Consider the following 22736-nt stretch of genomic DNA (forward strand, 5'->3'; position numbering starts at 1 on the left):
AACCGCGACCAGCTTCGGGCCTCGAACGTCACGGTCACGGTCACGGTCAAGGTCAGCTTCTAGCGGCCGTACGGGGTGCGGGCCATCCGCCCAGGCAGGTGGCCCGCGCCCCGTATCCCGTCATCCGGCCCGGCCATCACGAGAAAGGAGAGTTCACGTGCGGGTTCTGCTGGTCAATACGCCCTGGACTTCCATCGACGTCCCCTCGTTGGCGATTGGAATCCTCACCAACAGTGTCCGCCAGAAATTGCCGGATGCCGAGGTGGAGGCCGTCCACGCGAATCTCGACTTCGTCGACTGGGTGGTCGACCGGACGGAGTTCGGGCTGAGCGACTATTACTACTACTCACTGTTCACCTATTTTGCCGGCTGCGGCGACTGGGTCTTCTCCTCCGCCCTGTACGACGATCCGCAATGGCGCGTGAAAGAGTTCACCGACCGCGTCCGGACCCAGATGACGGAGCGGGAACTCGCGCTGAACCTGGAGTTGCACCGGTTGGCGCCGGAGTTCGTCGCCGAGCTGGCCGACCGGATCGTCGCCCGGGAACCCGACGTGGTCGGCTTCACCTCCACGTTCCAGCAGAACGCCGCCGCGCTCGCCACCGCCCGGGCGGTCAAGAAGCGGGCCCCCGGCATCCGTACGGTGATGGGCGGCGCGAACTGCGACGGCGAGCAGGGCGCCGCGATCCACCGCAACTTCTCGTTCGTCGACTACGTGGTCCGTGGCGAGGGCGAGGCGGTGTTCCCCCGGCTGCTCGCCGCGATCGACGCGACCCTGCCGGCGGCCGGCGCGGTGCCGGCGCTGCCGGCGGCCGGCGCGACGCTGCCGACGGACGCGCTGGCCGGCATCGAGGGGTTGTGCTGGGCCGACGCCGACGGCCGGTCGGTGGCGAACCCGATGAGCAGCAAGCCGCTGCCGCCGGCCGAGATCGTCGCCCCGGACTACGGGGGCTACTTCGAGCGGCTGGCCGCCTCCCGGGCCCGCAACTGGGTCGAGCCCCGGCTGGTCGTCGAGGGCGCGCGGGGCTGCTGGTGGGGCGAGAAGCACCACTGCACGTTCTGCGGCCTCAACGGGTCGTTCATGCAGTTCCGCAGCAAGCACCCGGGCCGGTTCTACGACGAGATCATCGAGCTGGTCGAGCGGCACCAGGTGCTGGACATGTTCGTCGTGGACAACATCCTGGACATGAGCTACGTGACGTCGCTGCTGCCCCGGCTCACCGAGTCCGACTACGACCTGCGGTTGCAGTACGAGATCAAGTCGAACATGAAGGGCCCGCAGGTGCAGGCCCTGGCCGACGCCGGCCTGGTCAGCGTGCAGCCCGGCATCGAGAGCCTGAGCAGCCGGGTGCTCAAGCTGATGGACAAGGGGGTCAGCGGCTGCCTCAACATCCGGATGCTGCGCGACGCCGAGACCAGCGGGATCACCATCGCCTGGAACTACCTGTACGGGTTCCCGGGCGAAACCGACGCCGACTACCTGCCGGTCATCGAGCAGATGCCGGCGCTGCACCACCTGTGCCCGGCCGACGGCAGCACCCGCATCGCCATCGAACGGTTCAGCCCGTTCTTCGTCCGTCCCGAGCTGGGTTTCACCGATCTGCGGCCGGCGGCGCAGTACCGGCTGATCTACGACCTGCCCGAGTCGGAGCTGATGGACCTGGCGTACCTGTTCGACGTCCCGCCGCAGGGCATCGACGGCGAGACGGCCGACCGGCTGGACCGGGCGGTCACGCAGTGGCAGCACGAGTACGCCCGCAGCCGGCTCACCCACCACGACCTCGGCGACGAGATCGTGCTGGTCAGCCGGCGCAAGCACTTCGACTGGCACGTGCTGCGGCTGACCGACCCCGTCGAACTGGCCGTCTTCCGGCAGCTCGACCAGCCGCACAGCATCGCCGCGCTGAGCCGACGGCTGTCGGTCGACGAGCCGGTCCTGGTGGCGTTGTTGCAGCGCTGGCGCGATCTCGGCCTGGTCTACGAGGACGCCGGGCAGTTCATCCAGATCGCCCCGCAGGCGATGAACCAGGATCTGCTGCGCATCGACCACCTGCACCTGGAACGCGAAGCCGCGGAGACCAGGGCCGCCGCCGAGGCGGGCGCGCCGGCCGTGCTCACCGCGGTCTGAGGGGAGGGAACGTGTCCACCACCGACGCCGGTCTGCGGCCCATCCTGGTCGGTCTCGCCCGGGACCACGACCCGGCAGTCCTGTCCATCCCCGGCATGACCCTCGGTCCGGCCGAGCTGAGCGAGCCGGCCGCCGACGCGGTCGCCCGCTGGCGTTCCGAGGGGGTCCGCCGGGTCGACCTGCCCGACGCGGTGGACCTGACGGTCACCGGCAACGACGCGACGGCCGTCGACACGGTCCGCCGCCTGGTGCTGGTCCGGGAGCTGACCAGCCACGGCATCGCCGTCGACTGGCGGCTGCGGCTGCCCGGCGTGGAGGCCGACGAGTGGCTTCCGTACAGCCACCTGCGGGCGCCGGTCGAGCTGCTCCCTCCGCCGGGGGGCGAGGGTGACCCGGCCGGGCAGCTCGATGCCTGGGTCAGGGGTTTCTACTTCGACAAGTGCACCTACCGTCGGGGGCCGGGGTTCGTCCAGGTGCGGGACCGCCGCTCCGGTCGGTTGAACCTGTTGACCATCGACGATCCGGCCTACCTGGCGGTGCTCGACCAGTTGCTGGACGGCGCCGCCGTCACGGAGGTCGACCTCGCCATCGCCCGTGACTTCGGCGCGGAGGGTCTGGTCACGAAGATCGGCGAGCTGCTGGTGTGGCTGCCGCACCGGCTGCGCCGGTGGCCCCTGCCGTCGATGGTGATCTGAGCGACCGACGCTCCACCCGCCCGTCCACCGCCCGCGACCCCGGGCCGGTGGGCGGGCGGTCCCGTTTCAGAGCCTGTCGATCAGCCCGGCTGGCGATTCTCGAAAGTTTCGGGTATACAGGGGAGGCGGCCCCCTTGCGGCCGATTTAACACATGCCCCTCGCGGGCCCATCTCGGTGACAGCCGACGTCAACCCGTCGAAATCCGCCCCGCATCCAACCGCTGCTCAAGGCGATGTTTCGGGAAGATTTCCGAAACTTGTTGACAGGCGGAGCATCGACACCCTACCGTCGCCATCGACGGCACTCGATGCTGTCGACACCACCCACCGCGACCCGTCCCCCCGGTTCTGCTGGACGACCGGCCCACCACCGCGTGGTGGCACACACCGAATGACCGGCTGCCGCACCTGGCCACGGACAGTCCACCGGGTCGTACCGCGTCGCTGGCGTCCGCCAGCTGTCACGAGGAGGAACACGTACATGAGCGACACCTCGACCCGACCGCGAAGGAGCGGTCGCCTGCGGCTGCTGCTCAGCGCCGCGTGCGCCGCGGCGCTCGCCGTCACCGGCACGTTCATCGCCTCGCCCAACGCGTACGCCGAGAACGACCGGACCCTCACCTCCAACCTCACCGGCACGCACAACGGCTACTTCTTCTCGTTCTGGAAGGACAGCGGCAACGCCAGCATGACGCTGCGTGCCGACGGCCGCTACAGCAGCAGCTGGGACCGGAGCACCAACAACTGGGTCGGCGGCAAGGGCTGGGCCACCGGCACCCGGCGGACGGTCAGCTACTCGGGCAGCTACAACCCGGGAAACAACAACACCTACCTCGCCCTGTACGGCTGGACCCGCAACCCGCTCATCGAGTACTACGTGGTGGAGAACTTCGGCAGCTACAACCCGAGCAGCGGCGCCACCCGGATGGGCACGGTGACCACCGACGGCGGCACCTACGACATCCTGCGCAGCCTGCGGGTCAACGCCCCGTCGATCGACGGCAACCAGACGTTCTACCAGTACTGGAGCGTCCGGCAGCAGAAGCGCAGCAGCGGCACCATCACCACCGCCAACCACTTCGACGCCTGGGCCCGCGCCGGCCTGAACCTTGGCACCAACCACAGCTACCAGATCATGGCGACCGAGGGTTACCAGAGCCAGGGCAGCTCCGACATCACCGTCCGCGAGGGCAGCGGCGGCAACCCGACCAGCGGGCCGACCGCCAACCCGACCACCACCCCGCCCTCCGGCGGCAACTGCACCGCGGTGCTCTCGGCCGCCGAGCAGTGGGGTGACCGGTTCAACCTGAACGTCGCGGTCAGCGGCACCAGCAACTGGGTGGTCAGCCTCGGGCTGAACGGCGGCCAGAGCATCCAGAACAGCTGGAACGCCTCGGTCAGCGGCACGAGCGGCACCGTCACCGCCAGGCCGAACGGCAACGGCAACAACTTCGGCATCACCATCATGGCGAACGGAAACTGGACCTGGCCGACGGTCAGTTGTCGAACGGCCTGACCCCGACCAGTTCCTGAGCGCATCGCGAGCGGCGGGCGGCCCCGGTGGCACCGGGACCGCCCGCCGTGTCGTCGTCACCGCTCAGCCGCGTATCCACTGCTGGTTGCTGCCGCCGTTGCAGGTCCAGAGCTGGACGGCGGAACCGTTGGCGGTGGCCCCGCCGTTGATGTCCAGGCACAGCCCCGAGGCGACCCCGACGATGGTGCCGTCGGCGTTGAGCCGCCACTGCTGGTTGGTGCCGCCGGTGCAGCTCCAGATCCGGGCCCGGGTGCCCGACGCGGCGCTCGCCACGTCCAGGCACTTGTTGCCGTAGACGGTGAGCTGGTTGGTCGAGGTGGGCGACCACCGCTGGTTGACGCCGCCGTTGCAGTCCCAGATCTGCACCACCGCGCCGTCGGTCTGGCTGGCCCCGTTGACGTCCAGGCACCGGTTCGAGCCCGCGCCCCGGATCTCACCCGTCGGGGTGCCCGGGGAGCCGACGGCGGTCACCGAGAGGTTGTCGAACTGGGCGGTGACGCCCTGGCCGGTGCCGTATCCGATCTGGCCGGCGACCCAGGTCGAGTCGGTGGCCGTGCCGACGGTGGTGCCGTCGATGGCGGCGGTGAGCGTGCTGCCGTTGAGCGTCAACGCCAGGTTGTGCCACCGTCCGGTGCCCAGCGCCGAGGTGTTGCCGCTGGCCAGGGTGCGCCAGTTGCCGCTGGTGTTGTTGCTGCGGATCGACCAGGCCCCGCCGTCGGTGACCCGGAAGTAGTACCCGTTCATGTTCTGCGGGCCCTGGTGGTTGTAGGTGTTGCCGCGCCCGATGAGCTGCGCGTAGCCGGACTTCTCCAGCAGCACGTCGGAGGAGACCGTGTAGTTGCGCCAGGTCAGGTCGCCCAGCAGGGTGTACGGCTCGGCCTGGCCGGAGGTCCAGTAGATCGGGGCCTGCTCGGACATCTGCCGTACGCACTGCCCGCTGCGGCCGGCGGCGCACCCGACGATCTCGAACGAGCCCTGCTGGTCCATCAGGTACCGCGCCTCACGGCCGGTGGCGTACGAGTCGAAGGTGTCGGCGTACGGCAGCTTCAGGTTGCCCTGCGCCGGGCTGACCGCCGTGCCCTTGCCCTGCCCGCTGGTGGTGGTGATGCTGTAGACGTAACCGGGCTGGACGGTGAGCGAGAAGCGCCCGCCGTTCGGGGTGATGTCGCCGCCCCGCACGAAGTGGTCGGCGGTGTTGTTGGAGCGTACGTTCGTCGACCAGACCCGTACCGTGCCGGTGGACAGGCCGCCGGTGACGGTGAAGTCGAGGGTCTGCGCCGCACCGGCGTCCATCGTCTCGATGATGGTGCTGTAGTCACTGTTGTTGGTGGACTTCAGCGAGACGTAGCTGCCGTTGTTGCGGTTGCCGCCGATATACCCGCTCGACGCGTCGAGGTAGCGCCAGCCCGGAGCGGTGAACTGGGTGGTCTGCGCCATCACCCAGGCGTTCTTGCCGATCGAGTAGGCCCCGGACCACGGCTGCTGGGCCACCGCCACGCCGGTGGTCGCCCAAGGGATGTTGGGGGTGATGGCGGCGATGACCGGCCAGTTGATGTACCCGGTCATCTTGCCGTCGAGGTAGCCCCGGTTGATGCCCCGGGCGAGCGCCTGCGCGCCGGCGTTGTAGTCGTCGGAGCCGTTCTCGCTGGCCCACAGCGACTTGCCGGTGGACACCGCGTTGCTGGAGCTGGGGCAGCTGGTCTGGGCGCTGCGGTAGCCGCAGACGTAGTGGCTGCCGAAGACCTGTACGGCGTTGCCGAAGGCCGGGTCGCGCAGCGAGTCGTCGGCGGCGCCCCAACCGAAGTCGTCCGAGGCGACGATCTTGACGTTGCTGTAGCCCCGGGAGTTGAGGGTGGAGCGCAGGTTCTTGTACCAGGTGGTGTTGTAGCCCTTCTCGTTCCACCCGCCGAGGTAGTTGATGGTCAGCCCGTGGGTGCCCGCGCAGTCCAGCCAGGCCACCAGGTAGTCGATCGAGTCGGTGGACCAGAAGTTGCCGTTGCCGATCCAGCCCGGCGCGCCCCAGGCCAGGCCGACCAGGGCGATGTTGGGGTTACGGGTACGGGCCTGCTCCATCAGCCACCACTCGTAGCCCCGGTTGCAGTTGATGCTGCCCCGGGTGTGTTCGTGGCTGGGCTCGGCGCCGGACGTGGAGTTGGTGTCGCCGCCGATCTCCACCTTCATCAGCTGCATCGCCGCGCCGTAGCCCGGCTTGAACAGGTAGTCCAGGATGTCACTGCGCTGCGGCTCCGGGTAGTCGACAAGCAGGCGGCTGTTGCCGCCGCCGCCACTGACCGCGCCGATGCCGTCCAGCGCCCGTCCACCGGACCCACCGTTGATCGTGATGGCGGTCGCCGCCTGGGCGGGCGAGGCGAACCCGGTGAGCACGGCCGCCGCCGCGACCGTCGCCCCCAGCACCGACGCGGCCCACCGGCGGGGACGCCACCCGCTGTGCCACGGTCCGCGCGGCGCTCCGCCGCCGCCCACACTCCGCCGACGACTTGTCGAACTGAACATCTGACTCGCCTCCCCAGCCGGTTACCGGCCCCGAAGCTCTGCGGCGCGGGACGGGGCGCTGCCCGTGACCCGCGCAGCCCTGACATCGTTGATCATCGATGATCAGACGTCACATGTTAGGTACCGTAACGCGCGGCGGTCAACGTCACCAGTGGAGCGAAAGAGCCGATCAACGCGCCTTACGACGACAACGTCCGGCGGAAGACTTCTGTAAAGATCAGACGAATGTGCCGGCGGAGATCCGCACCGGCGGGCGGCGGGCACACCGCCGACCCGGCCGTCGCCGGATCGGCGGCGGCGCGGGTCGGCGGCGTGGCGCGTACGGCTCAGCCCGGCAGGACCAGCTGCGCCGGGGTCGAGCGGTGGGTGGTGGTGCCGTCACCCAGCTGCCCGGACATGTTGTTGCCCCAGCACCACAGGCTCCCGTCGGTACGCACGCCGCAGCTGTGGTAGCTGACGGCCAGGTTCTGCGTCCAGGTGGTCAGGGTGCCGACGCGCAGCGGGGCGGACCGGTGGGTGGTGGTGCCGTCGCCCAACTGCCCGAACCCGTTGTTGCCCCAGCACCACAGGCTCCCGTCGGTACGCAGCGCGCACGACGAGTCCACGCTCGCGTCCACCTTGGTCCAGGTGGTCGCGGTGCCGACCTGCACCGGGCTGGTCTGCACGCCGGTGCCGGCGCCGACCTGGCCGTACCCGTTCTCGCCCCAGCACCACAGCGTCCCGTCGGTGCGGTTCGCGCAGGTGTGCGCGTGCCCGGCCGTCACGCCGGCCCACGAGGTCGCGGTGCCCACCTGCGCCGGGGTGGCCCGGTAGCCGAGGATGCCGACGCCGAGCTGCCCGTCGGTGCTGTCGCCCCAGCACCACAGGGTGCCGCCGGTACGCACACCGCAGCTGTGCGCGTACCCGGTGGTCACGCTCGTCCAGGTGGTCTCCGTGCCCACCTGCACCGGGCTGGTCGCCCGGGAGGGGGACGTGCCGACGCCGAGCTGCGCGTTGCGGTTCAGGCCCCAGCACCACAGCGTGCCGGTGGTCTGGACGCCACAGGTGTGGTTGGCGCCCGCGCTGACGCTGGCCCAGGTGGTGGCGGTGCCGACCTGCACCGGGGTGCTCCGGCTGGTGGTGGTGCCGTCACCGAGCTGCCCGTTGTAGTTGCCGCCCCAGCACCACAGCGTGCCGTCGGTGCGGATCGCGCAGGTGTTGCTGGTGCCGGCGTCGACCTTCGACCAGGTGGTGGCGGTGCCGACCTGCACCGGGGTGGTGCGGTTGGTGGTGGTGCCGTCACCGAGCTTGCCGCCGTAGTTGTCCCCCCAGCACCACAGCGTGCCGTCGGTGCGGATCGCACAGGTGTGCAGGTCACCCGTGGTGATCCGGGAGACCGAGGCGGCGGCGAGCGCGGCGCCGGATGCGCCCTGCCCGGTGACGCCGACGCCCGCGACGGCCGCACCCGCCGAGAAACCGACCGCGAGGGTGGCGACCCCGAGCGAGACCGCCGCCGCGGTGACGGCGGTGCGGGCCGCCCGCCGCCATCGGGCCCACAGCCGACTGTCCTGTTGTTCGTTCATGTTCTGTTCTCTCCCCAGACAAACGTCGATTTCTGCACGCTGGAGGCGGCGTCGCCCCGGCGGGTCGGCATCGACCCACCTCGTACAACAGTGACCCTATGCATTGAGTCGCATCAATGCGAGATCCCGCCGGGGCGACTTGGTCCTACCGGTGTCCTCCGGTGACGTCCGCCCGGATCAGCTCCGGCTCCACCGCTGGCCGGCGGCCCCGTTGCAGTCCCAGATCTGGGTACGCGTGCCGTTGGCCGTACCGCTGCCCACCACGTCCAGGCAGCGGCCCGAGCCGACGGCGGTGATCGTGCCGTCGGCGTTGAACCGCCACCGCTGGTTGGCCTGCCCGTTGCAGTCCCAGATGATCACCGAGCTGCCGTTGGCGGTCGCCGCGCCGTTGACGTCCAGGCACTTGCCGCCGAACACCCGCAGCTCCTGGGCAGCCGTCGAGGTCCAGCTCTGGTTGGCCTGCCCGTGGCAGTCCCAGATGATCGCCGCCGAACCGTTGGTCTGCGTGCCGCCGTTGACGTCCAGGCAGCGCCCGGCGGACGAGTTGCGCAGCGCGCCCGTGCCGCCCGGGGGCGGGGTGGTCGGGTTGCCGGTCGGCGAGACCGTCGGGCTCGGCGTCGGGTCGGCGCTGCCGAACTGGGTGAAGAACCGCCACACCTCGCCCTTGGTCCAGGTCCGCACGCCGCTGTCCCCGCCACCGTCGACCGGGCCCGGGGTGTGCCCGCCGTCGAACGCGGCCCACACGACCGGGTAGCCGGAGCGGCAGCCGGAGTAGGTGGTGGTGATGTGGGTCAGGCTGCCGGCGCGCGGCTCGGGCGGGCTCTGCGCCGTACACCCGTTGTTGCGCACGAAGGTGTCCCGCAGGGACCGGCCGGCCGAGACGTTGAGCACCGGGTCCCCGATGCCGTGGATGCCCATGTAGGCGATCGGCTGGCTGCCGCCGCTGCACCCGCTGAGCTGCCCGCCGGAGTAGACCGCGACGGCCCGGAAGACGTTCGCCCGGGAGCAGGCCAGCGAGTAGCTCATCCCGCCGCCGTAGCTGAAGCCCAGCGCGAACAGCTGCGTGGTGTCGACGCACAGGTCGTTCTCGATCAGCCGGACCATGTCGTCGACGAAGGTGACGTCCTGGCCGCCGGGGTTGGCCCAGCCGTTGCCGTTGCCCTGGGGGGCCACGAAGATCGTGCTGTTGTTCGCCTGCTGGCGCAGCCCGTAGTAGGACCAGGCGGCCCCGTCCGACCCGCCCCCGTCCACGTCGTTGGCGGTGCCGCCGTTCCAGTGGAAGCCGAAGATGAGCCGGTACTGGTGGTTGCGGTCGTAGTTGTCGGGGATCCGGAGGATGAAGCTGCGGTTCTGGCCGCTGCTCTGGATGGTCCGCTGACCGCTGGTCAACGTGGGTGCCTTGCCGCACCCGGCGGTCGCGGCGGCCGCCGAGACACCGGCCGCCGCGGCGGTGGTGCCGGGGCCGCCGGCGAGGGTCGTCGCGCCCACGGTCACGACGAGGGCCGCCGCCGCCGTGAGGGAACCGAGGATGGATCTGCGCCTGGTCATGATGGGGCTCCTGCCACTCGGCATGACTGCTTCGGGGTACGGGGTCCACGACGGTTCCGACGTGTCGCGCCCGCCGTGCTCCCGCTGACCGCACCCGCCAAGGACGGCCCGCCAGGAGACGCGCGGTACGCGTACGACGCCGACCGGCCCGTCGCCGCAGCTGCCAGCCTTGTGCGGTCCCGCTGCCCGGGCGGAACCGGCTGGTCGTCGAATCGACGGGTGGTCCACGTCGTGCCCGAACGCCACCCGGCGAGGCCCGGTGCCGTGGCACCGGACGTCGAATCGATTCGGCAAGACCCTAGGTCGAATAGTGAAATATGTCAATGCTGTGTCGGGCGGGTTGCGACCCGGGGTCGCCTACCCACGGCGACGGACCGCAGGTCACGCAGTGGTTCCCCGGGGCCGGGCCGGCCCGGCCCCGGGGACGCCGGTCAGTTGCGCAGGCTCCACTGCTGGTTCGGCCCGCCGTTGCAGGACCAGAGAATGATCTTCGTGCCGTTGGCGGTGGCCGCGCCGTTCGCGTCGAGGCAGAGCCCCGACTGGGCGTTGGTCAGGGTGCCGTTGGCGTTGAGGTTCCACTGCTGGTTGGCGCCGCCGTGGCAGTCCCAGATGATGACCGTGGTGCCGTTCGTCGTACCCGCGCCGCTCGCGTCCAGGCACTTGCTGCCGTACGCGGTCAACTGCCTGCCGCTGGTGTACGTCCACTGCTGCCCGGTGCCGCCCGTGCAGTCCCACAACTGCACCTGGGTGCCGTTGGTGGTGCTGGCGTTGGGCACATCGACACAGCGGCCGGACTGCCCGCCCACCAGCCGGCCACCCTGCTGGCCGCTGCCGGTGCCCTGCTGGCGGACCAGCGAGCCGGACTCGGCCGACCGGTTGCCCTGGGCGTCCACCACGAACAGCCGGTACTCCCCCTGGTTCGTCGGCACCGCGATGGAGGTGGCGGTGCCCGCCGCCCGGGTCATCGTCGGGCCGGCGGTGAAGGTGGTCGTGCCGGCGGGGGCCAGCCAGACCGTCCGGGACGCGTCGCCGGTGCTGCGGATCGGGATGGTCGCCGCGGCGCTGGTGACGAAGGTGCTGGCCGGCAGCACGTAGTTCGGCAGCGACAGGTTGGCCGCCGGGACGATGTCCCGGTACGCGTCCTCCAGCCCCGAGGCGGCGGCGATGCCGTACGCCGACGCCGGCCAGACGTAGTCGGACGAGACCAGGATGTCGTTGACCGTGCTGTTCGGCAGGTTCTTGTTCGACACCTTGTTGATCGGGCCGTAGATCTGGGTGATGCTCAGGTCGTGCTTGCGCCCGAAGTCGTCGGAGTTGATCATCCAGGTGATGTTCTTGTCCACGCTGAGCACGTTGTCCCGGAACGTGATGTACGCCGACCCCTCGTCCGGGTGCAGGCCGTACTTGTGCCCGGACGGCACACCCTGGAGGTAGTTGTTGGTGATCGTCGTCCCCGGCTGCGCGCCCAGCGTGTAGATGGGCGCGGTGTCGCTGAGCCGCTGCACCGTGTCGATGATGTGGTTGTAGCTGATGGTGTTGTTGCGGGCCGTCGTGGTGGGCCGGTTCGGCGCGATCGAGCCCGATGACCCGTCGAAGTTCCACCAGCCCCAGCCGAGCGTGATGCCCGACCACGGCGACTTCTCGATCCGGTTGCGCTGGATCGTCAGGGTGTCCACGAAGTACGCCGAGACGGGGCTGTGCCCGTTGAACAGCACCGCGCTGTCGTACAGGTAGTTGTTCCTGATGTCGATGTTCTTCGGCAGCCCCTCGACCTGCGGCAGCCACTTCTCCCGGTTGGTCGACGTGCCGTCGCCGATGTAGACGTGCTGCGGGTGGCCGACGGTGATCGCGGAACCCGCGATGTCGTTGGTGAAGTTCCCGGTCAACTGGCTGTTCTGCACGTCGTTGACCATGTTGACGCCGTCGGCGCCGCTGTGCTGGATGCGGTTGCGGTTCAGCTGGATGCCGTCGGCGTTCTCCACCTGGATCATGCCGGGGGTGACGTCCACGTTGCGGTAGTAGTAGTCGTGGAAGTTCCGCTTCGCGTACGCCTGAGCCCCGAGGTTGCCCTGCTGCGCCTGCTTGAACGAGGAACCGGCGACGGTGAACAGGTTCCAGTCGGAGTGCTGCACGGTGAGCCCGGCGAACGTGATGTTGCGGGCGTGGCTGCCCGTCGAGGTGCCGGCGACCCGAAGCAGGGTGGTCACGTTGTTCGGCGCGAAGACCGACGCGGTCGCCATGTTCTCGGCGCTGCTCTTGTAGTAGTAGAGGGTCTTGCTGCCCTTGTCGAAGAAGAACTCACCCGGTGCGTCCAGGAACTCGTAGGCGTTCATCAGCTTGTGGCTGCCGCCGCTCTGGGCGTTGCCGTTGAACGCGCCCTGGGCGATGGCGGCGCCCGGCTGCTGGAACAGCGCCACCCGGTTCGCGCCGTCGGAACTTGTGGTGACCTGGCGTACGCCGACGATGGCGGTGGTCCAGGTGGTCGCCGTCTCGATCTCGATGTCGTCGGCGTTGCGGGCGACGGCCGGGAAGTCGTTGAGGTTGTACTTCGCGCCGTCGCACTGCGAGCCCGACTCCCAGGCCCACGCCGCCTGCCCGGCGGTCACGGTGTACGTCCCGTAGCAGCCCGCCGAGCCGATCGTCTTCGACGCCATGAAGGCCCGCTTGTCGTTGACGTAGAGCGCGCGCAGCTTGTTGGCCCGGTCCAGCGGGGCCTTCCAGATGTTCCCGCTGTGCTGGGTCCACCCGGTGACCGGCACGCCGCCGTCGAGCACCGGGGTCTCGTCGGGATAGGCGGCGTAGCTGACCCGGTACCCGTTGCTGCCGGAGTCGGCCGCGCCGAACTCGATGGTGCCGCTCACCGGATACCGGCCGCCCCGCAGGTAGACCTGGATGTCCCCGGTCATGTTCGCGTTCACAGTGCGCACCACGTCCCGCGCCCGTTGCAGCGTCCGGAACGGGGACTGGAGGGTGCCCGGGTTGCTGTCACTGCCGTCCGGCGCGACGTAGTACGTCTCCTGGACGGCGGCCGAGGCCGACAGCGGGTGGGCGATCACGGCCGGCGCGGCGGCGGCGACGAGCAGCGCACCTGCCAGCAGCGACCTTCGCGCGACGGAGAGGGCTGGTTTCACGTACCTGTCCTTTCGCATGCCGCCCACAGCCATGTCCGCTGGACAGTCGTCCCGGGGGTGCGACAGTGAACCCGCCGTACGAACATGGTTCGACCCGCCGGGAGGCGTGACGCGCTCCCGGCGGTTCGACCGTTGGCGGGTTCCTGGGGAAGATGCCGCGACCGACGGCGGCAGGGTCCACGTGTCGGGCGGTCGGGTCCGTTCCCTGCCACCGGGAACTCCCGCCGCCCGTGCACACGCTGCTGCCCGTGGTCACGGAATGCTGTCCTGAAGCGTAGGCGTCGGAATCGGCGGAGGCAACCACCAATTGTCAACCACCTATGCGTAATCGTGATCGGTGGCGCCGGTCACGCCCCCTTTTCCGTCAGCGGCGGGCGGGGCGTCGACGGGCGTCGGACCCCGTCACGGGCAGCAGCCGGCCCCCTCGCCCGGGCCGACGGCGGCGGGTCGCTGACCGACGGGCCGGTCGGCCGGGGCGGAGTCGCCGTACGCGTCGGAGTCACCCTTGACCACGTACACCTCCCAGCGCTCCTCGCCGGGGGCGCGAACCCAGACCTTGTCCTGCACGGCGTAGCAGCAGGAGGTGTCGTTCTCGGTGAGGGTGAACAGACCGGCCCCGGCGAGCCGGTCGGTGGCGGCGGTGACCTGCGCGCCGTCGAACACCTCGACGCCGAGGTGGTCGATCGCGGTGGGCCGACCCGGGTCGCCCTCGATCAGCACCAGCTTCAGCGGGGGCTCGGCGACGGCGAAGTTGGCGTAGCCGGGCCGCCGCTTGGCCGGCTCGGTGCCGAACAGCTTCGCGTAGAACGCGATCGACGCTTCCAGGTCGGCGACGCGCAGGGCGAGTTGGACGCGGGACATTCGGCGTACCTCCGGCTGTTTAGATGACTGTCTAGGCAGAGGTTGCACTCTGTCTAGATGGTTGTCAAACTAGACCAGTGTCTAGACAAGAGGTGCCGGTCCCCGCCGACCCGTCGGCCTGCTGCACCCCGATGGTCACCGAGTCCCTGACCGACGACGACGCCGCCGGGCTGGCCCGCGGGTTCAAGGCCCTCGGCGACCCGGTACGCCTGCGGCTGCTGTCACTGATCGCGGCCCGCTCCGGCGGCGAGGTGTGCGTGTGCGAGCTGACCGGGGCGTTCGCCCTCACCGGCCCGACCATCTCCCACCACCTGAAGGTGCTGCGCGAGGCCGGGCTGATCGACTGCCAGCGGCGGGGCACCTGGGTCTACTACTGGATCGTCCCGGCCCGCCTCGCCGCCCTGTCCCGGCTCCTCGACGTCTCGGCCCTCGCCACCGCGACCGGGTCCCCCCGGTGACCGCCGACCGGCCGGGGGCGGTGGCCCGCCGGGCCTCGGCGGAACTGGTCGGCACCGGCCTGCTGGTCACCGCCGTGGTCGGCTCCGGGATCGCCGCCAGCCGTCTCTCCCCCGACGACGTGGGGCTGCAACTGCTGGAGAACAGCTTCGCCACCGCGCTCGCCCTCGGCGCGTTGATCCTCGTCTTCGGCCCGGTCTCCGGCGCCCACCTCAACCCGGTCGTGTCGATCGCCGACTGGTGGCGGGCCCGCCGCACCGGCGTCGGTCTGACCTCCCGCGACCTCGGCACGTACGTCGTGGCCCAGGTGACCGGCGCGGTCGGCGGGACCGTGCTGGCGCACCTGATGTTCGGGCTCCCCGCCGTCACCGTCGCCACCCACCGGCGCGACGGCCCGGGAGCGGCGTTGAGCGAGATCGTCGCCACCGCCGGCCTGCTGGTGCTGATCGCCGCGCTCGCGCACACCCGACGTGCCGCCCTCGCGCCACTGGCGGTCGGCGCGTGGATCGGCGGCGCCTACTGGTTCACCGCCTCCACCTCGTTCGCGAACCCGGCGGTCACCGTCGGCCGCATGTTCACCGACACCTTCGCCGGCATCGCCCCCGCCTCGGCCGCCGGGTTCGTCACCGCGCAGCTGGTCGCCGTGGTCGTCGCGGTCGCCGCGACCGCCTGGTGGTACCCCACCGTCCGGCACCACGACGCGACGACCGCCCCGGCGGCGACCGCAGAGCCGGCCGCCCCGTGAGCGCCTCCCGTCCACCCGAGGTCGTCCCGATGACCGACGACCACGCCGGGGCCGTGCTCGACATCTACCGGCACGGCATCGCCACCGGTGACGCCACCTTCGAGACCGAACCGCCCACCTGGGCCCGGTTCACCGCCACCCGCCCGCCCGCACACCGCTGGGTCGCGCTCGACGACGCCGCCGTGCTCGGCTGGGTCGCCTGCACGCCGGTCTCCGACCGGTGCGTGTACGCCGGAGTCGTCGAGCACTCCGTCTACGTCCACCCCGACACCCGGGGACGCGGCGTCGGAAGGCTGCTCCTGCGACGCCTGATCGACTCCACCGAACAGGCCGGCATCTGGACCGTCCAGTCCGGGATCTTCCCCGAGAACACCGCCAGCCTCGCCCTGCACCACGCCTGCGGCTTCCGTACCGTCGGCACCCGCGAACGCCTCGGCCGCCACCACGGCCGGTGGCGCGACGTGGTGCTCGTCGAACGCCGCAGCCCCAACCTCAGCTGACACCCCCGGAGAGGCCCGCCATGACCATCCCACCGTCGGTGCTGTTCGTCTGCGTCCACAACGCCGGCCGGTCCCAGATGGCCGCCGGCTGGCTGCGCCACCTCGCCGGCGACAGCGTCGAGGTCCGCTCCGCCGGCTCCGCGCCCGCCGCCGGGCTCAATCCCGTCGCCGTCGAGGCCATGCGCGAGGTCGGCATCGACATCACCGCCGAGCAGCCCACCCTGCTCGACCGGGACACCGCCCGGACCAGCGACGTCATCGTCACCATGGGCTGCGGCGACACCTGCCCCGTCTTCCCCGGCAAACGCTACGAGGACTGGCCGCTCACCGACCCCGCCGGGCAACCCCTCGCCGTCGTCCGCGAGGTCCGCGACCAGATCCGCGACCACGTCACCCGGCTCCTGGCGGAACTGACGCCGGACACCGACGCCGCAGGGCGCGGGCCCGCGTCCGCGCGCGGCGTCAGTGGCGACGTTGCGGCAGGACGAGCAACGTCACCGAGTTCGCCGGGTACGTCGCGCTGACGCCGCCCCGGTTCACCCGGAGGTCCTCGCCCCGGACGATCGAGGTGAGGTCGGCCGGACCGTAGCTGAACCGCTGCACCCGGTCGCCGCCGTGGAATCCGGCGAGCGCGGTCCGGGAGGTCAGATCCTGGCCCGTCTTGTTGACCACCATGACGGTGAGCGCCCGGTCGGACGAGCGTTGCGCGGCGTAGACCGCGAGCTGCCCCTGGTCGCTGCTGGCCGCCGACACACTCACGTCGCCGAACCTGCCGCCGGCGCCGTCGTAGTTCCGGTACATCCGGAACGCGTACGCGCCGGGGTCGGTCGGTTTCGGTTCACCCCAGATGGTGGCCAGGTCCAGGCCCTCGCGCCCGAAGATGCCTAGCACGTCGGCCTGGGCGAGTGCGCCGTTGATGTCGTCCAGCGCGCCCCAGTTGTATTCGGTGATGGCGACCTTCGTGCCGGGGTAGTGCTGGGCGACCCACGCCTTCATCTGGCGGATGAACTGCAACGGCGGGGCGTTCACCCCGCCGGGGCCGATCCACGACTCGTCGACGTACGTCGGGTCCCACAGCGACCGGGTGGAGCGCAGCCGCAACGCGTTGGAGTCCGGGTCCTTACCGCCGCTGATCTGCGGGTAGTAGTGCTGGTCGAAGTAGTCGAGGAAGCGCCGGCCGCCGTGGGCGTCGCTGAAGTCCTTCATGTTCTTCAGGTACCACTGGGAGAGGTTGAGCCCGCCGTGGGCCGCCGCGTCCGCGCCGGGCGCGCAGCCGTCCAGCCCGGAGGCCACCCACTCGCAGTAGCCCCAGCCGGACGGGCCGAGCACCGCCGCACGGGGGTCGGCGGCCTTGATCGCTGCGGCGGTCGCCGTGCCCTTGCCGCCCAGTTCGTCGTAGCTCACCGGCTCGGGGTGCACGTCGCGGTGGGTGGAGTTCCACAGGACCGGCTCGTTGTCGAGTTCGTAGATCGACACGCCGCCCCGGGCCGCCGGGCCGAACTGGTTGACGAGATGGGACACCATCTCGCCCGCGAACGCAGGGCCGGCCGGGACCGAGGTGTCCGTGGGGACCGCGCCGGTCAGGTTCGCATCGGCGTGCCGGCCGTTGCCGCAGTTGGGGTCCCACTGGTCGAACGAGTCCTGCTCCGGAAAGCGGGTGGCGGGGAACCCGCAGGCGAACGGGTGCGACGAGGGCGAGTCCTTCGCCACCCAGCCGATCAACGGCACGGTGACGACCTGCTTGATCCCCTGGTCACGGTTGCGCCGGACGAACGCCTCGACCGTGTTGTCGGGGCCGGCCACGATGTTCTCGAAGTACCAGTCGCTGCCCGTGTTGTAGGTGTGGTTCGTGAAGTTGTAGCGGCTGCTCGCGTTGCCGCCCCAGCGGGCCACCGGGGTGCCGAGTTCGGCGACGAGCGCGGGGTCCCCGCCGTTCATGCCGTAGATGTCGGGGCTGATCCGGTGCCGGGCGGCGGACACGTCGACGGTCAGGGTGAGCCCGTCGGCGGCAGCCGCGGCCGGGCCGACGCCCGCCTGGGTCGCCAGCAGCCCCACCACGAGAGATCCGGCGAGCCCGATCACCGTGGCCGGCCGTGGCTTGCGCCGTCGTCGTACACCCATCAGAGTCTCCTGCCGCCGATCGGCCCGGAACGGCCGAACCCCCATACACATTACGTGGCGTCGATATCAAGTCAATCGATTCATTCCATTGATGCGCGACGATCTTTGTCGATGCCGGCTCCCCTCATCGAGGGCAATTGCGCGCCACGGCGGCAGCGGCCGGCATGCCGCGCGGGCGGCGCCCGGCCGGCCGAGCGCCGCCGGCGATCGGCGCGGCGGCGGACCGGCGGCCAGGCAGGCATCCGGGGTGGCACCCCGTCGACATGAATGCGAAGCTGTCTATGTAGCTTCACGTGCCCACTCGGACACATTGAGCGATGGTGGTGGTTCCGTTGGAACAACTTCCGCTGTGGGGGCCGAGCACCGACGCGCCGCCGCCCCCGAGGCCGGTCCTCACCCGGCCAGCGACACTCCGCCTCCTGATCACCGTGAAGACGGCACCCAGCCCCTCCACCAGCTACGGCGAGACGGTCTGCGTCGGCGCGCTCAGCCTGGCCCCTCCCTGGACGGGTTGGATCCGGCTCTACCCGATCCACTTCCGCGAACTCGCCGCCGACAGCAGGTTCCGCACGTACGACATCGTCCACCTCAACGCGCTGCCGGCGCGTCGCGACCAACGCCGCGAGAGTTGGCGGCCGATCGTGGACACCATCACCACCGAGCGGCACCTCGCCAGCGGGCAGTCCCGACGCAGTCTTCTCGACCCGCTCGTCGAGGACTCCATGTGCCGACTCAACGAACGGGCCCGCGACGACCACCGCGCGCGGTCGATCGCCCTGATCCGCGTCGCCGACGTCACGAACCTCCAGGTCAAGCGACGGGACGGCTGGTCGCCGGAGGAGCGCAGAAAGATCGCCAGCTACCTCGACCAGCTCGACCTGCTGGAGTCGTCCAGGCCCAGCCCGCTGGAGGCACCGCGATTCACCGGCACCTACCGCTACCGGTGCGCGGACCGCCGATGCCGGGGACACCGGCAGACCCTCTGGGACTGGGAATTCGTCGCCCTGCAACGTCGGCTGACGCAGCTCACCGACGCCGAGGCCGCCGACCGGCTCCGGCACAGGTTCTACACCCGGCTCTACGCCGCCGACCGTGACGTGGCCTTCTACGTCGGCAACCAGGCGGCGAGACCGCAGTCCTTCAGCATCGGCGGCGTCTACGCGCCCCGGCGGTCCACCACCCGGTACCGGCTACACGTCAACCGATGATCTCGGCCAGCACGTCGGCATGGCAAGGGTCCTCCACCCGGCACCAGCACGCCAACTGCCTCCCGGCCAGATCCCGCCGCGCCCGCTCCACCAACTCCGGCTGCCCGATCAGCCACTGCCGGTACCGGCGCAGCGCCTCAGCCCGGTCATACTCACGAAGACTGAACGGATTGGCCCACGGAGAACGCCGCAACCCGAACCCCTGCCGCCCGACGTAGACGGCACCGGCCGGCACCACCGGGTGGTAGAGGTCCCCCTGAACACGAACACGTGACTGCGCCACCATCCGCCCTCCCCCGGGCTACCGGGCGTCGCGCTGACGCCGCGCCCGCTCGAACTCGGCGACATCCGACATCCAGGGACCGTACCGTTCGAGTGCGGCGCACCCGCCACGGATGAAGGCGCTCACCAGCGTCCGGTACCCGCCGATCCCGTCGACCAGGCTGTACTCGACCCGGTACTGCGGATCCGCCCCGCCTTCACCGGGGCTCACCGTGGTGATCCGGGCGATGGAGTCGGCGTAGAAGTGAAGTTGGACCCCCTCACCGCGTTCCTCGTCCTCGATGGTGAACACCTCGTTGTCCGAGGCGGAGCGATCGGCGACGAACTGCCAGAACTCGGCGGAGGCGGAACGCGAACCGTCCCGTACCCAGGTCTTCTGGCCGCCCTTGTCGTCGGTGAACGACAGGGCCGTCCGCCGCGCACCCCCACCGGGGTCGACGTGGTGGTCGACGGTCCCGTCGTCATCGTCGACCGGTGTGCTCCGGGCGCGGTCCGCAGCCTCCGAGCACATCAGGAAGCTCACCGTACGCACCGCGTCGTCGGCGAGCCCGGGGAACGCGCGACGCACGGCCGCGTCCACGGTCGACTCCAGCCGATCCCAGTCACGCTTGTCGGTCGCCCGGTTTCCCCGGCGCGGATCGAGACCGATCCGCATCCCGGCACACGCCTGCTCGGCGGTGGCTATTACCCGCATGACCTCCGGCAGTACAGCGGGGTCGACGGCGTCGGGCTTCCGCCCCGGCACGGTCGCACCGTGCAGATACTGGCCCGTGTACCGCAGAACCTGCGCGTCGAGCGGCCCGAGGACGACCCCACGCTCGGCGCGACGACGCTCCGCGCGGTGCTCCTGGACACGTGTCTCGTCCGCCCGCTCCGTCGCCGCGCGCAGCGCCGCACAGACCTCACCCCGCTCAAGCAGGTCGAGGTCCGCGCCATGGGCGACGAGCCGGTCCCGGTCCCACCGGATTCGCCGCAAGAGCGCGTCGACCTCCGCGGGCGGGGAGAACAGGACCGGGTCCAGGAGCGCGACGGCAGCGTTCTCGTCGAGCCGGCCCCGGGTTCCGGCCGCGTCACACAGCGGCAGGACGGCACTCCACAGCAGCAGGTGTCGGGCCAGGTCCTCCCGGATCACCGCAAGATGGGCTGCGGAGATCGGGAACGTGAAGGTCCGGGGCTCGTGGTTGGCGTCGGCCCCGGCGGCGAGCATCAGCTTCAACTCGCCGTCCTCACGGATCACGCCCGGAAGCCAGCCGCTACGTGTGAAAACGACCTCGCTCACGACCACCGGGCACACTCGACCTCAAGGCGCGGGTCGGTGCGCACCCACACCTCACCCCCGGCGGCCCCGGCCGGGGCGTCGACCCGTTCGAGACCCACGAATTCGATAAGTTTGAGCAACGTGGCCCGGTCGGCCCGGTCGTCGTCGACACCATGCGCGTCGAAGAAGACGTGGTACCGGTCGCTCGGGTCGACGCAGCCGGAGTCCGCCCAAATCCGGGCGACCTCCTGGAATGCCGCTGCTTCCGTCGTGATCGTCGCGGCGAAGGCGGCACCCCGGGTCTCCGGCGACGCGTCGAGGGCGGAAAGGTCGGAGAACCACTGACCGAAGCGGTCAAGGCCGGCGTAGCCGTTCTCGAAAAACAGCATGGCGCTCGGCAGGTAGCGGTTGGCCCGACCGGCCTGGAGATGTTCCGCCCGGGGTTGGTCCGCTCCCCCGATCCGGGAGATCACCCCCCGACCGGGCATGAGCACCAAACTCTGCCCCGCCGCTTCGTCCCTGATGGTGTAGGTCTCGGCCTCCCGTCCCCGGAAGAACGCGGAGAAGGCCATGTACGCCTGCTGGGGGTCACCCACCGAGACCTGCTGATCGTCACCGTCACCGACGGTGAAGACGAACTGTTTCGGTCCGGGCTCGTAGGGACGGGCCATGTTCGTCCTCCGGTTCGGTTGCAGGTTCCGCCAGGGTAGTTGATCAGGGCGGACCTGCCTGCGGCCCTGGTTGCAGGCGTACCGCACCGGCGGCGAGCCGTGTCCGCACCGGCCCGAGAGCGGGCCACCACAGGTCGAACGGTCCATCGGCCCCGTCGACCGATCCATCGCGATAAACCTGCCCAGATGCTGTCGAATCCATGCAGCGTCGGAAGATCACCCGAGGCAGGACGCGGCGAAGGAGCCCTGAACTTCGAGCCTCACCAGGTAGAACGTCAACGAACCTGCCCAGAGGCCGCATTGGCTGCACGCCGCAATACTATTTTGTGTCGGCTACCTGATTGAGAGGCCGGCCGTGGAACGGAGAGGGTCTCTGCCTGGTCATCGCTAGTGTCTACCTGACTCTAGGACTGATCTCTACTAGTTGAACGGTGCGCGTGATGGAAGCGGTAGACGTCGGCATCCGGGTGGCCTGCCCCAGCCTCGACGATGACCGGCTGAAGGAGCTGGCAGACGACCTGTTCGAGACGCTTTTAGCAACGGACGTGGAGAGCCTGCGCGGCGGTTACGGTGGTGCGGCACCGGCAGGGGCAAAGTCTGGCGAGGCCTTCGCCATCGGAGCGCTAGTTCTTGCGATGGCACCGGCAGCCGTGGAGGGCGTCATGGCGGTGATGGCATCCTGGCTGAGTCGCCAGCCGCGTGACGTGGAACTGGAAGTCAACGGACAGCGGTTCCGCGGCCCGGTGACCAAGGCACAACGGGACCAGATGTTGGCCGCGTACCTCCGACACATCGACCGGGCGCCGTGACTGAGTTCGGACAACGACGTCGAGCACTACTTTTGGGCTGCGGAAGCTTCACTGACCCCTCACTGGCGCAGCTACGGTCGCCGCGCCGAGATGTCGAGGAGCTAGCTCGGGTGCTGCGCAGCCCGGGCACCTGCGGGTACACAGTGCATACGGAGGTGAACTGCGACAGCCGACAGGCCCAGCGCGCCATCGAGGGCTTTTTCTCGTCTGCCCGCATCACTGACGCAATGAACTTGCTATACCTGTCCTGCCACGGCGTCCAGGACAACCGGGGTCGGCTGTACTTCGCTTTCACCGACACTGAGCGGGACTACCTTAGTTCGACCGCAGTGTCAGCCGACTGGGTCAGGGAGCGCATCAACACCAGTCGGTCCAAGGCCACTCTCGTCCTGGTCGACTGCTGCTTCAGCGGAGCCTTCATCAAGGGCATGCAGGCCCGATCGACTGGCGCCGCCAGCGTGGAGTCACTGGTACAGGATCTCCCCAGAGGCAGCGGCGTAGCTGTCCTCACGGCCTCAGAGAGTGTTTGGGATGTGTGCTGGTCGGGTGTGTCGCACAGTGAGTGCAATCGATGATCAGGGCTCGATCGGTAGACGGGCATGGATCGAGTGCGGCGGTACCCGTCTGATCTGACCGATGCCGAGTGGGACCTCGTTGAGCCGATGCTGCCCTCGCCGCAGTGGATGGGCAGGCCCGAGAAGCATCCGCGTCGG

At 70.0% G+C, this 22736-nt stretch carries 19 protein-coding genes and 1 pseudogene; 11 read left to right on the forward strand and 9 right to left on the reverse strand.

Translation table 11 applies throughout. The features are described 5' to 3' along the window. Nucleotides 1-157 precede the first annotated feature (157 nt). The 3 genes from H1A17_RS19675 to H1A17_RS19685 all read left to right on the forward strand — a co-directional run bounded on the left by H1A17_RS19675 (nt 158) and on the right by H1A17_RS19685 (nt 4339). The gene (locus H1A17_RS19675) at nt 158-2128 is read left to right on the forward strand and encodes a RiPP maturation radical SAM C-methyltransferase (RefSeq protein WP_194822602.1); all 1971 of its coding nucleotides are present in this window, start codon (nt 158-160) and stop codon (nt 2126-2128) included. 11 nt (nt 2129-2139) lie between these two features. Continuing rightward, nucleotides 2140-2823: a DUF5825 family protein gene (locus tag H1A17_RS19680; RefSeq protein WP_194822603.1), complete on the forward strand. Its 684-nt coding sequence runs from the start codon at nt 2140-2142 to the stop codon at nt 2821-2823. 481 nt (nt 2824-3304) lie between these two features. Next, nucleotides 3305-4339 (forward strand): glycoside hydrolase family 11 protein, encoded by a 1035-nt coding sequence (locus H1A17_RS19685; protein WP_145918219.1) that lies wholly within the window; start codon nt 3305-3307, stop codon nt 4337-4339. Between the two features lie 81 nt (nt 4340-4420). Here H1A17_RS19685 and H1A17_RS19690 read toward each other — a convergent pair whose 3' ends face one another. The 5 genes from H1A17_RS19690 to H1A17_RS19710 all read right to left on the reverse strand — a co-directional run bounded on the left by H1A17_RS19690 (nt 4421) and on the right by H1A17_RS19710 (nt 13973). After that, nucleotides 4421-6871, reverse strand: coding sequence for a ricin-type beta-trefoil lectin domain protein (locus tag H1A17_RS19690; protein ID WP_194822604.1), 2451 nt, complete (start codon nt 6869-6871; stop codon nt 4421-4423). A gap of 326 nt (nt 6872-7197) precedes the next feature. Beyond that, entirely contained in the window at nt 7198-8433 is a 1236-nt protein-coding gene (locus H1A17_RS19695) for a hypothetical protein (RefSeq protein ID WP_194822605.1), read from the reverse strand. 177 nt (nt 8434-8610) lie between these two features. After that, a complete protein-coding gene (locus H1A17_RS19700) occupies nt 8611-9981 on the reverse strand; it encodes an RICIN domain-containing protein (RefSeq protein WP_145918217.1) in 1371 nt (456 codons plus the stop codon). 431 nt (nt 9982-10412) lie between these two features. After that, the gene (locus tag H1A17_RS19705; protein WP_194822606.1) at nt 10413-13112 is read right to left on the reverse strand and encodes an RICIN domain-containing protein; all 2700 of its coding nucleotides are present in this window, start codon (nt 13110-13112) and stop codon (nt 10413-10415) included. Between the two features lie 402 nt (nt 13113-13514). Next, nucleotides 13515-13973, reverse strand: a complete 459-nt coding sequence (locus tag H1A17_RS19710) for an ArsI/CadI family heavy metal resistance metalloenzyme (RefSeq protein WP_145918215.1) — start codon at nt 13971-13973, stop codon at nt 13515-13517. Between the two features lie 77 nt (nt 13974-14050). On the opposite strand from H1A17_RS19710, the gene H1A17_RS19715 reads away from it, so the two are divergent. The 4 genes and pseudogenes from H1A17_RS19715 to H1A17_RS19730 all read left to right on the forward strand — a co-directional run. Then, nucleotides 14051-14431 (forward strand): helix-turn-helix transcriptional regulator, encoded by a 381-nt coding sequence (locus tag H1A17_RS19715; protein ID WP_305070090.1) that lies wholly within the window; start codon nt 14051-14053, stop codon nt 14429-14431. Next, a complete protein-coding gene (locus H1A17_RS19720; protein WP_145918214.1) occupies nt 14428-15174 on the forward strand; it encodes an MIP/aquaporin family protein in 747 nt (248 codons plus the stop codon). Before H1A17_RS19715 ends, H1A17_RS19720 begins: the two co-directional genes overlap by 4 nt. A 29-nt stretch (nt 15175-15203) precedes the next feature. Continuing rightward, on the forward strand, nt 15204-15674 hold the full coding sequence (locus tag H1A17_RS19725; RefSeq protein ID WP_145918213.1) for a GNAT family N-acetyltransferase: 471 nt from the start codon (nt 15204-15206) through the stop codon (nt 15672-15674). A gap of 20 nt (nt 15675-15694) precedes the next feature. Then, nucleotides 15695-16093: pseudogene (locus H1A17_RS19730) on the forward strand (arsenate reductase ArsC); the annotation flags it as partial. A gap of 43 nt (nt 16094-16136) precedes the next feature. On the opposite strand, the gene H1A17_RS19735 reads toward H1A17_RS19730, so the two are convergent. Then, nucleotides 16137-17795, reverse strand: a complete 1659-nt coding sequence (locus tag H1A17_RS19735; protein WP_194822608.1) for a glycoside hydrolase family 44 protein — start codon at nt 17793-17795, stop codon at nt 16137-16139. A 317-nt stretch (nt 17796-18112) separates the two neighbouring features. On the opposite strand from H1A17_RS19735, the gene H1A17_RS19740 reads away from it, so the two are divergent. Beyond that, nucleotides 18113-19003, forward strand: coding sequence for a hypothetical protein (locus H1A17_RS19740; RefSeq protein ID WP_194822609.1), 891 nt, complete (start codon nt 18113-18115; stop codon nt 19001-19003). Here the strand turns inward: H1A17_RS19740 and H1A17_RS19745 are convergent. The 3 genes from H1A17_RS19745 to H1A17_RS19755 are packed head-to-tail and all read right to left on the reverse strand — an operon-like array spanning nt 18993 to nt 21214. Further along, nucleotides 18993-19289 carry a DUF4326 domain-containing protein gene (locus H1A17_RS19745; RefSeq protein WP_145918209.1) on the reverse strand — a complete coding sequence of 99 codons (297 nt, stop codon included), beginning with the start codon at nt 19287-19289 and terminating at the stop codon, nt 18993-18995. The genes H1A17_RS19740 and H1A17_RS19745 overlap by 11 nt on opposite strands. A gap of 15 nt (nt 19290-19304) precedes the next feature. After that, nucleotides 19305-20579 carry a DUF6357 family protein gene (locus H1A17_RS19750; RefSeq protein ID WP_309236816.1) on the reverse strand — a complete coding sequence of 425 codons (1275 nt, stop codon included), beginning with the start codon at nt 20577-20579 and terminating at the stop codon, nt 19305-19307. Continuing rightward, complete coding sequence (locus H1A17_RS19755; protein ID WP_194822611.1) at nt 20561-21214, reverse strand: hypothetical protein; 654 nt, start codon at nt 21212-21214, stop codon at nt 20561-20563. The genes H1A17_RS19750 and H1A17_RS19755 overlap by 19 nt, the downstream gene beginning before the upstream one ends. A gap of 440 nt (nt 21215-21654) precedes the next feature. Between H1A17_RS19755 and H1A17_RS19760 the strand changes: the two genes are divergently transcribed. The 3 genes from H1A17_RS19760 to H1A17_RS19770 all read left to right on the forward strand — a co-directional run. Continuing rightward, nucleotides 21655-22023 carry a hypothetical protein gene (locus H1A17_RS19760; RefSeq protein ID WP_194822612.1) on the forward strand — a complete coding sequence of 123 codons (369 nt, stop codon included), beginning with the start codon at nt 21655-21657 and terminating at the stop codon, nt 22021-22023. Then, a complete protein-coding gene (locus tag H1A17_RS35865; protein ID WP_194822613.1) occupies nt 22020-22598 on the forward strand; it encodes a caspase family protein in 579 nt (192 codons plus the stop codon). Before H1A17_RS19760 ends, H1A17_RS35865 begins: the two co-directional genes overlap by 4 nt. Nucleotides 22599-22622: 24 nt before the next feature. After that, nucleotides 22623-22736 (forward strand): transposase (locus H1A17_RS19770; RefSeq protein ID WP_228543619.1); only part of this gene is annotated, 114 nt, incomplete at its 3' end.

Origin of the sequence: Micromonospora sp. S-DT3-3-22, assembly GCF_015354745.1 — a bacterium.
Classification (GTDB): Bacteria; Actinomycetota; Actinomycetes; order Mycobacteriales; family Micromonosporaceae; genus Micromonospora; species Micromonospora wenchangensis.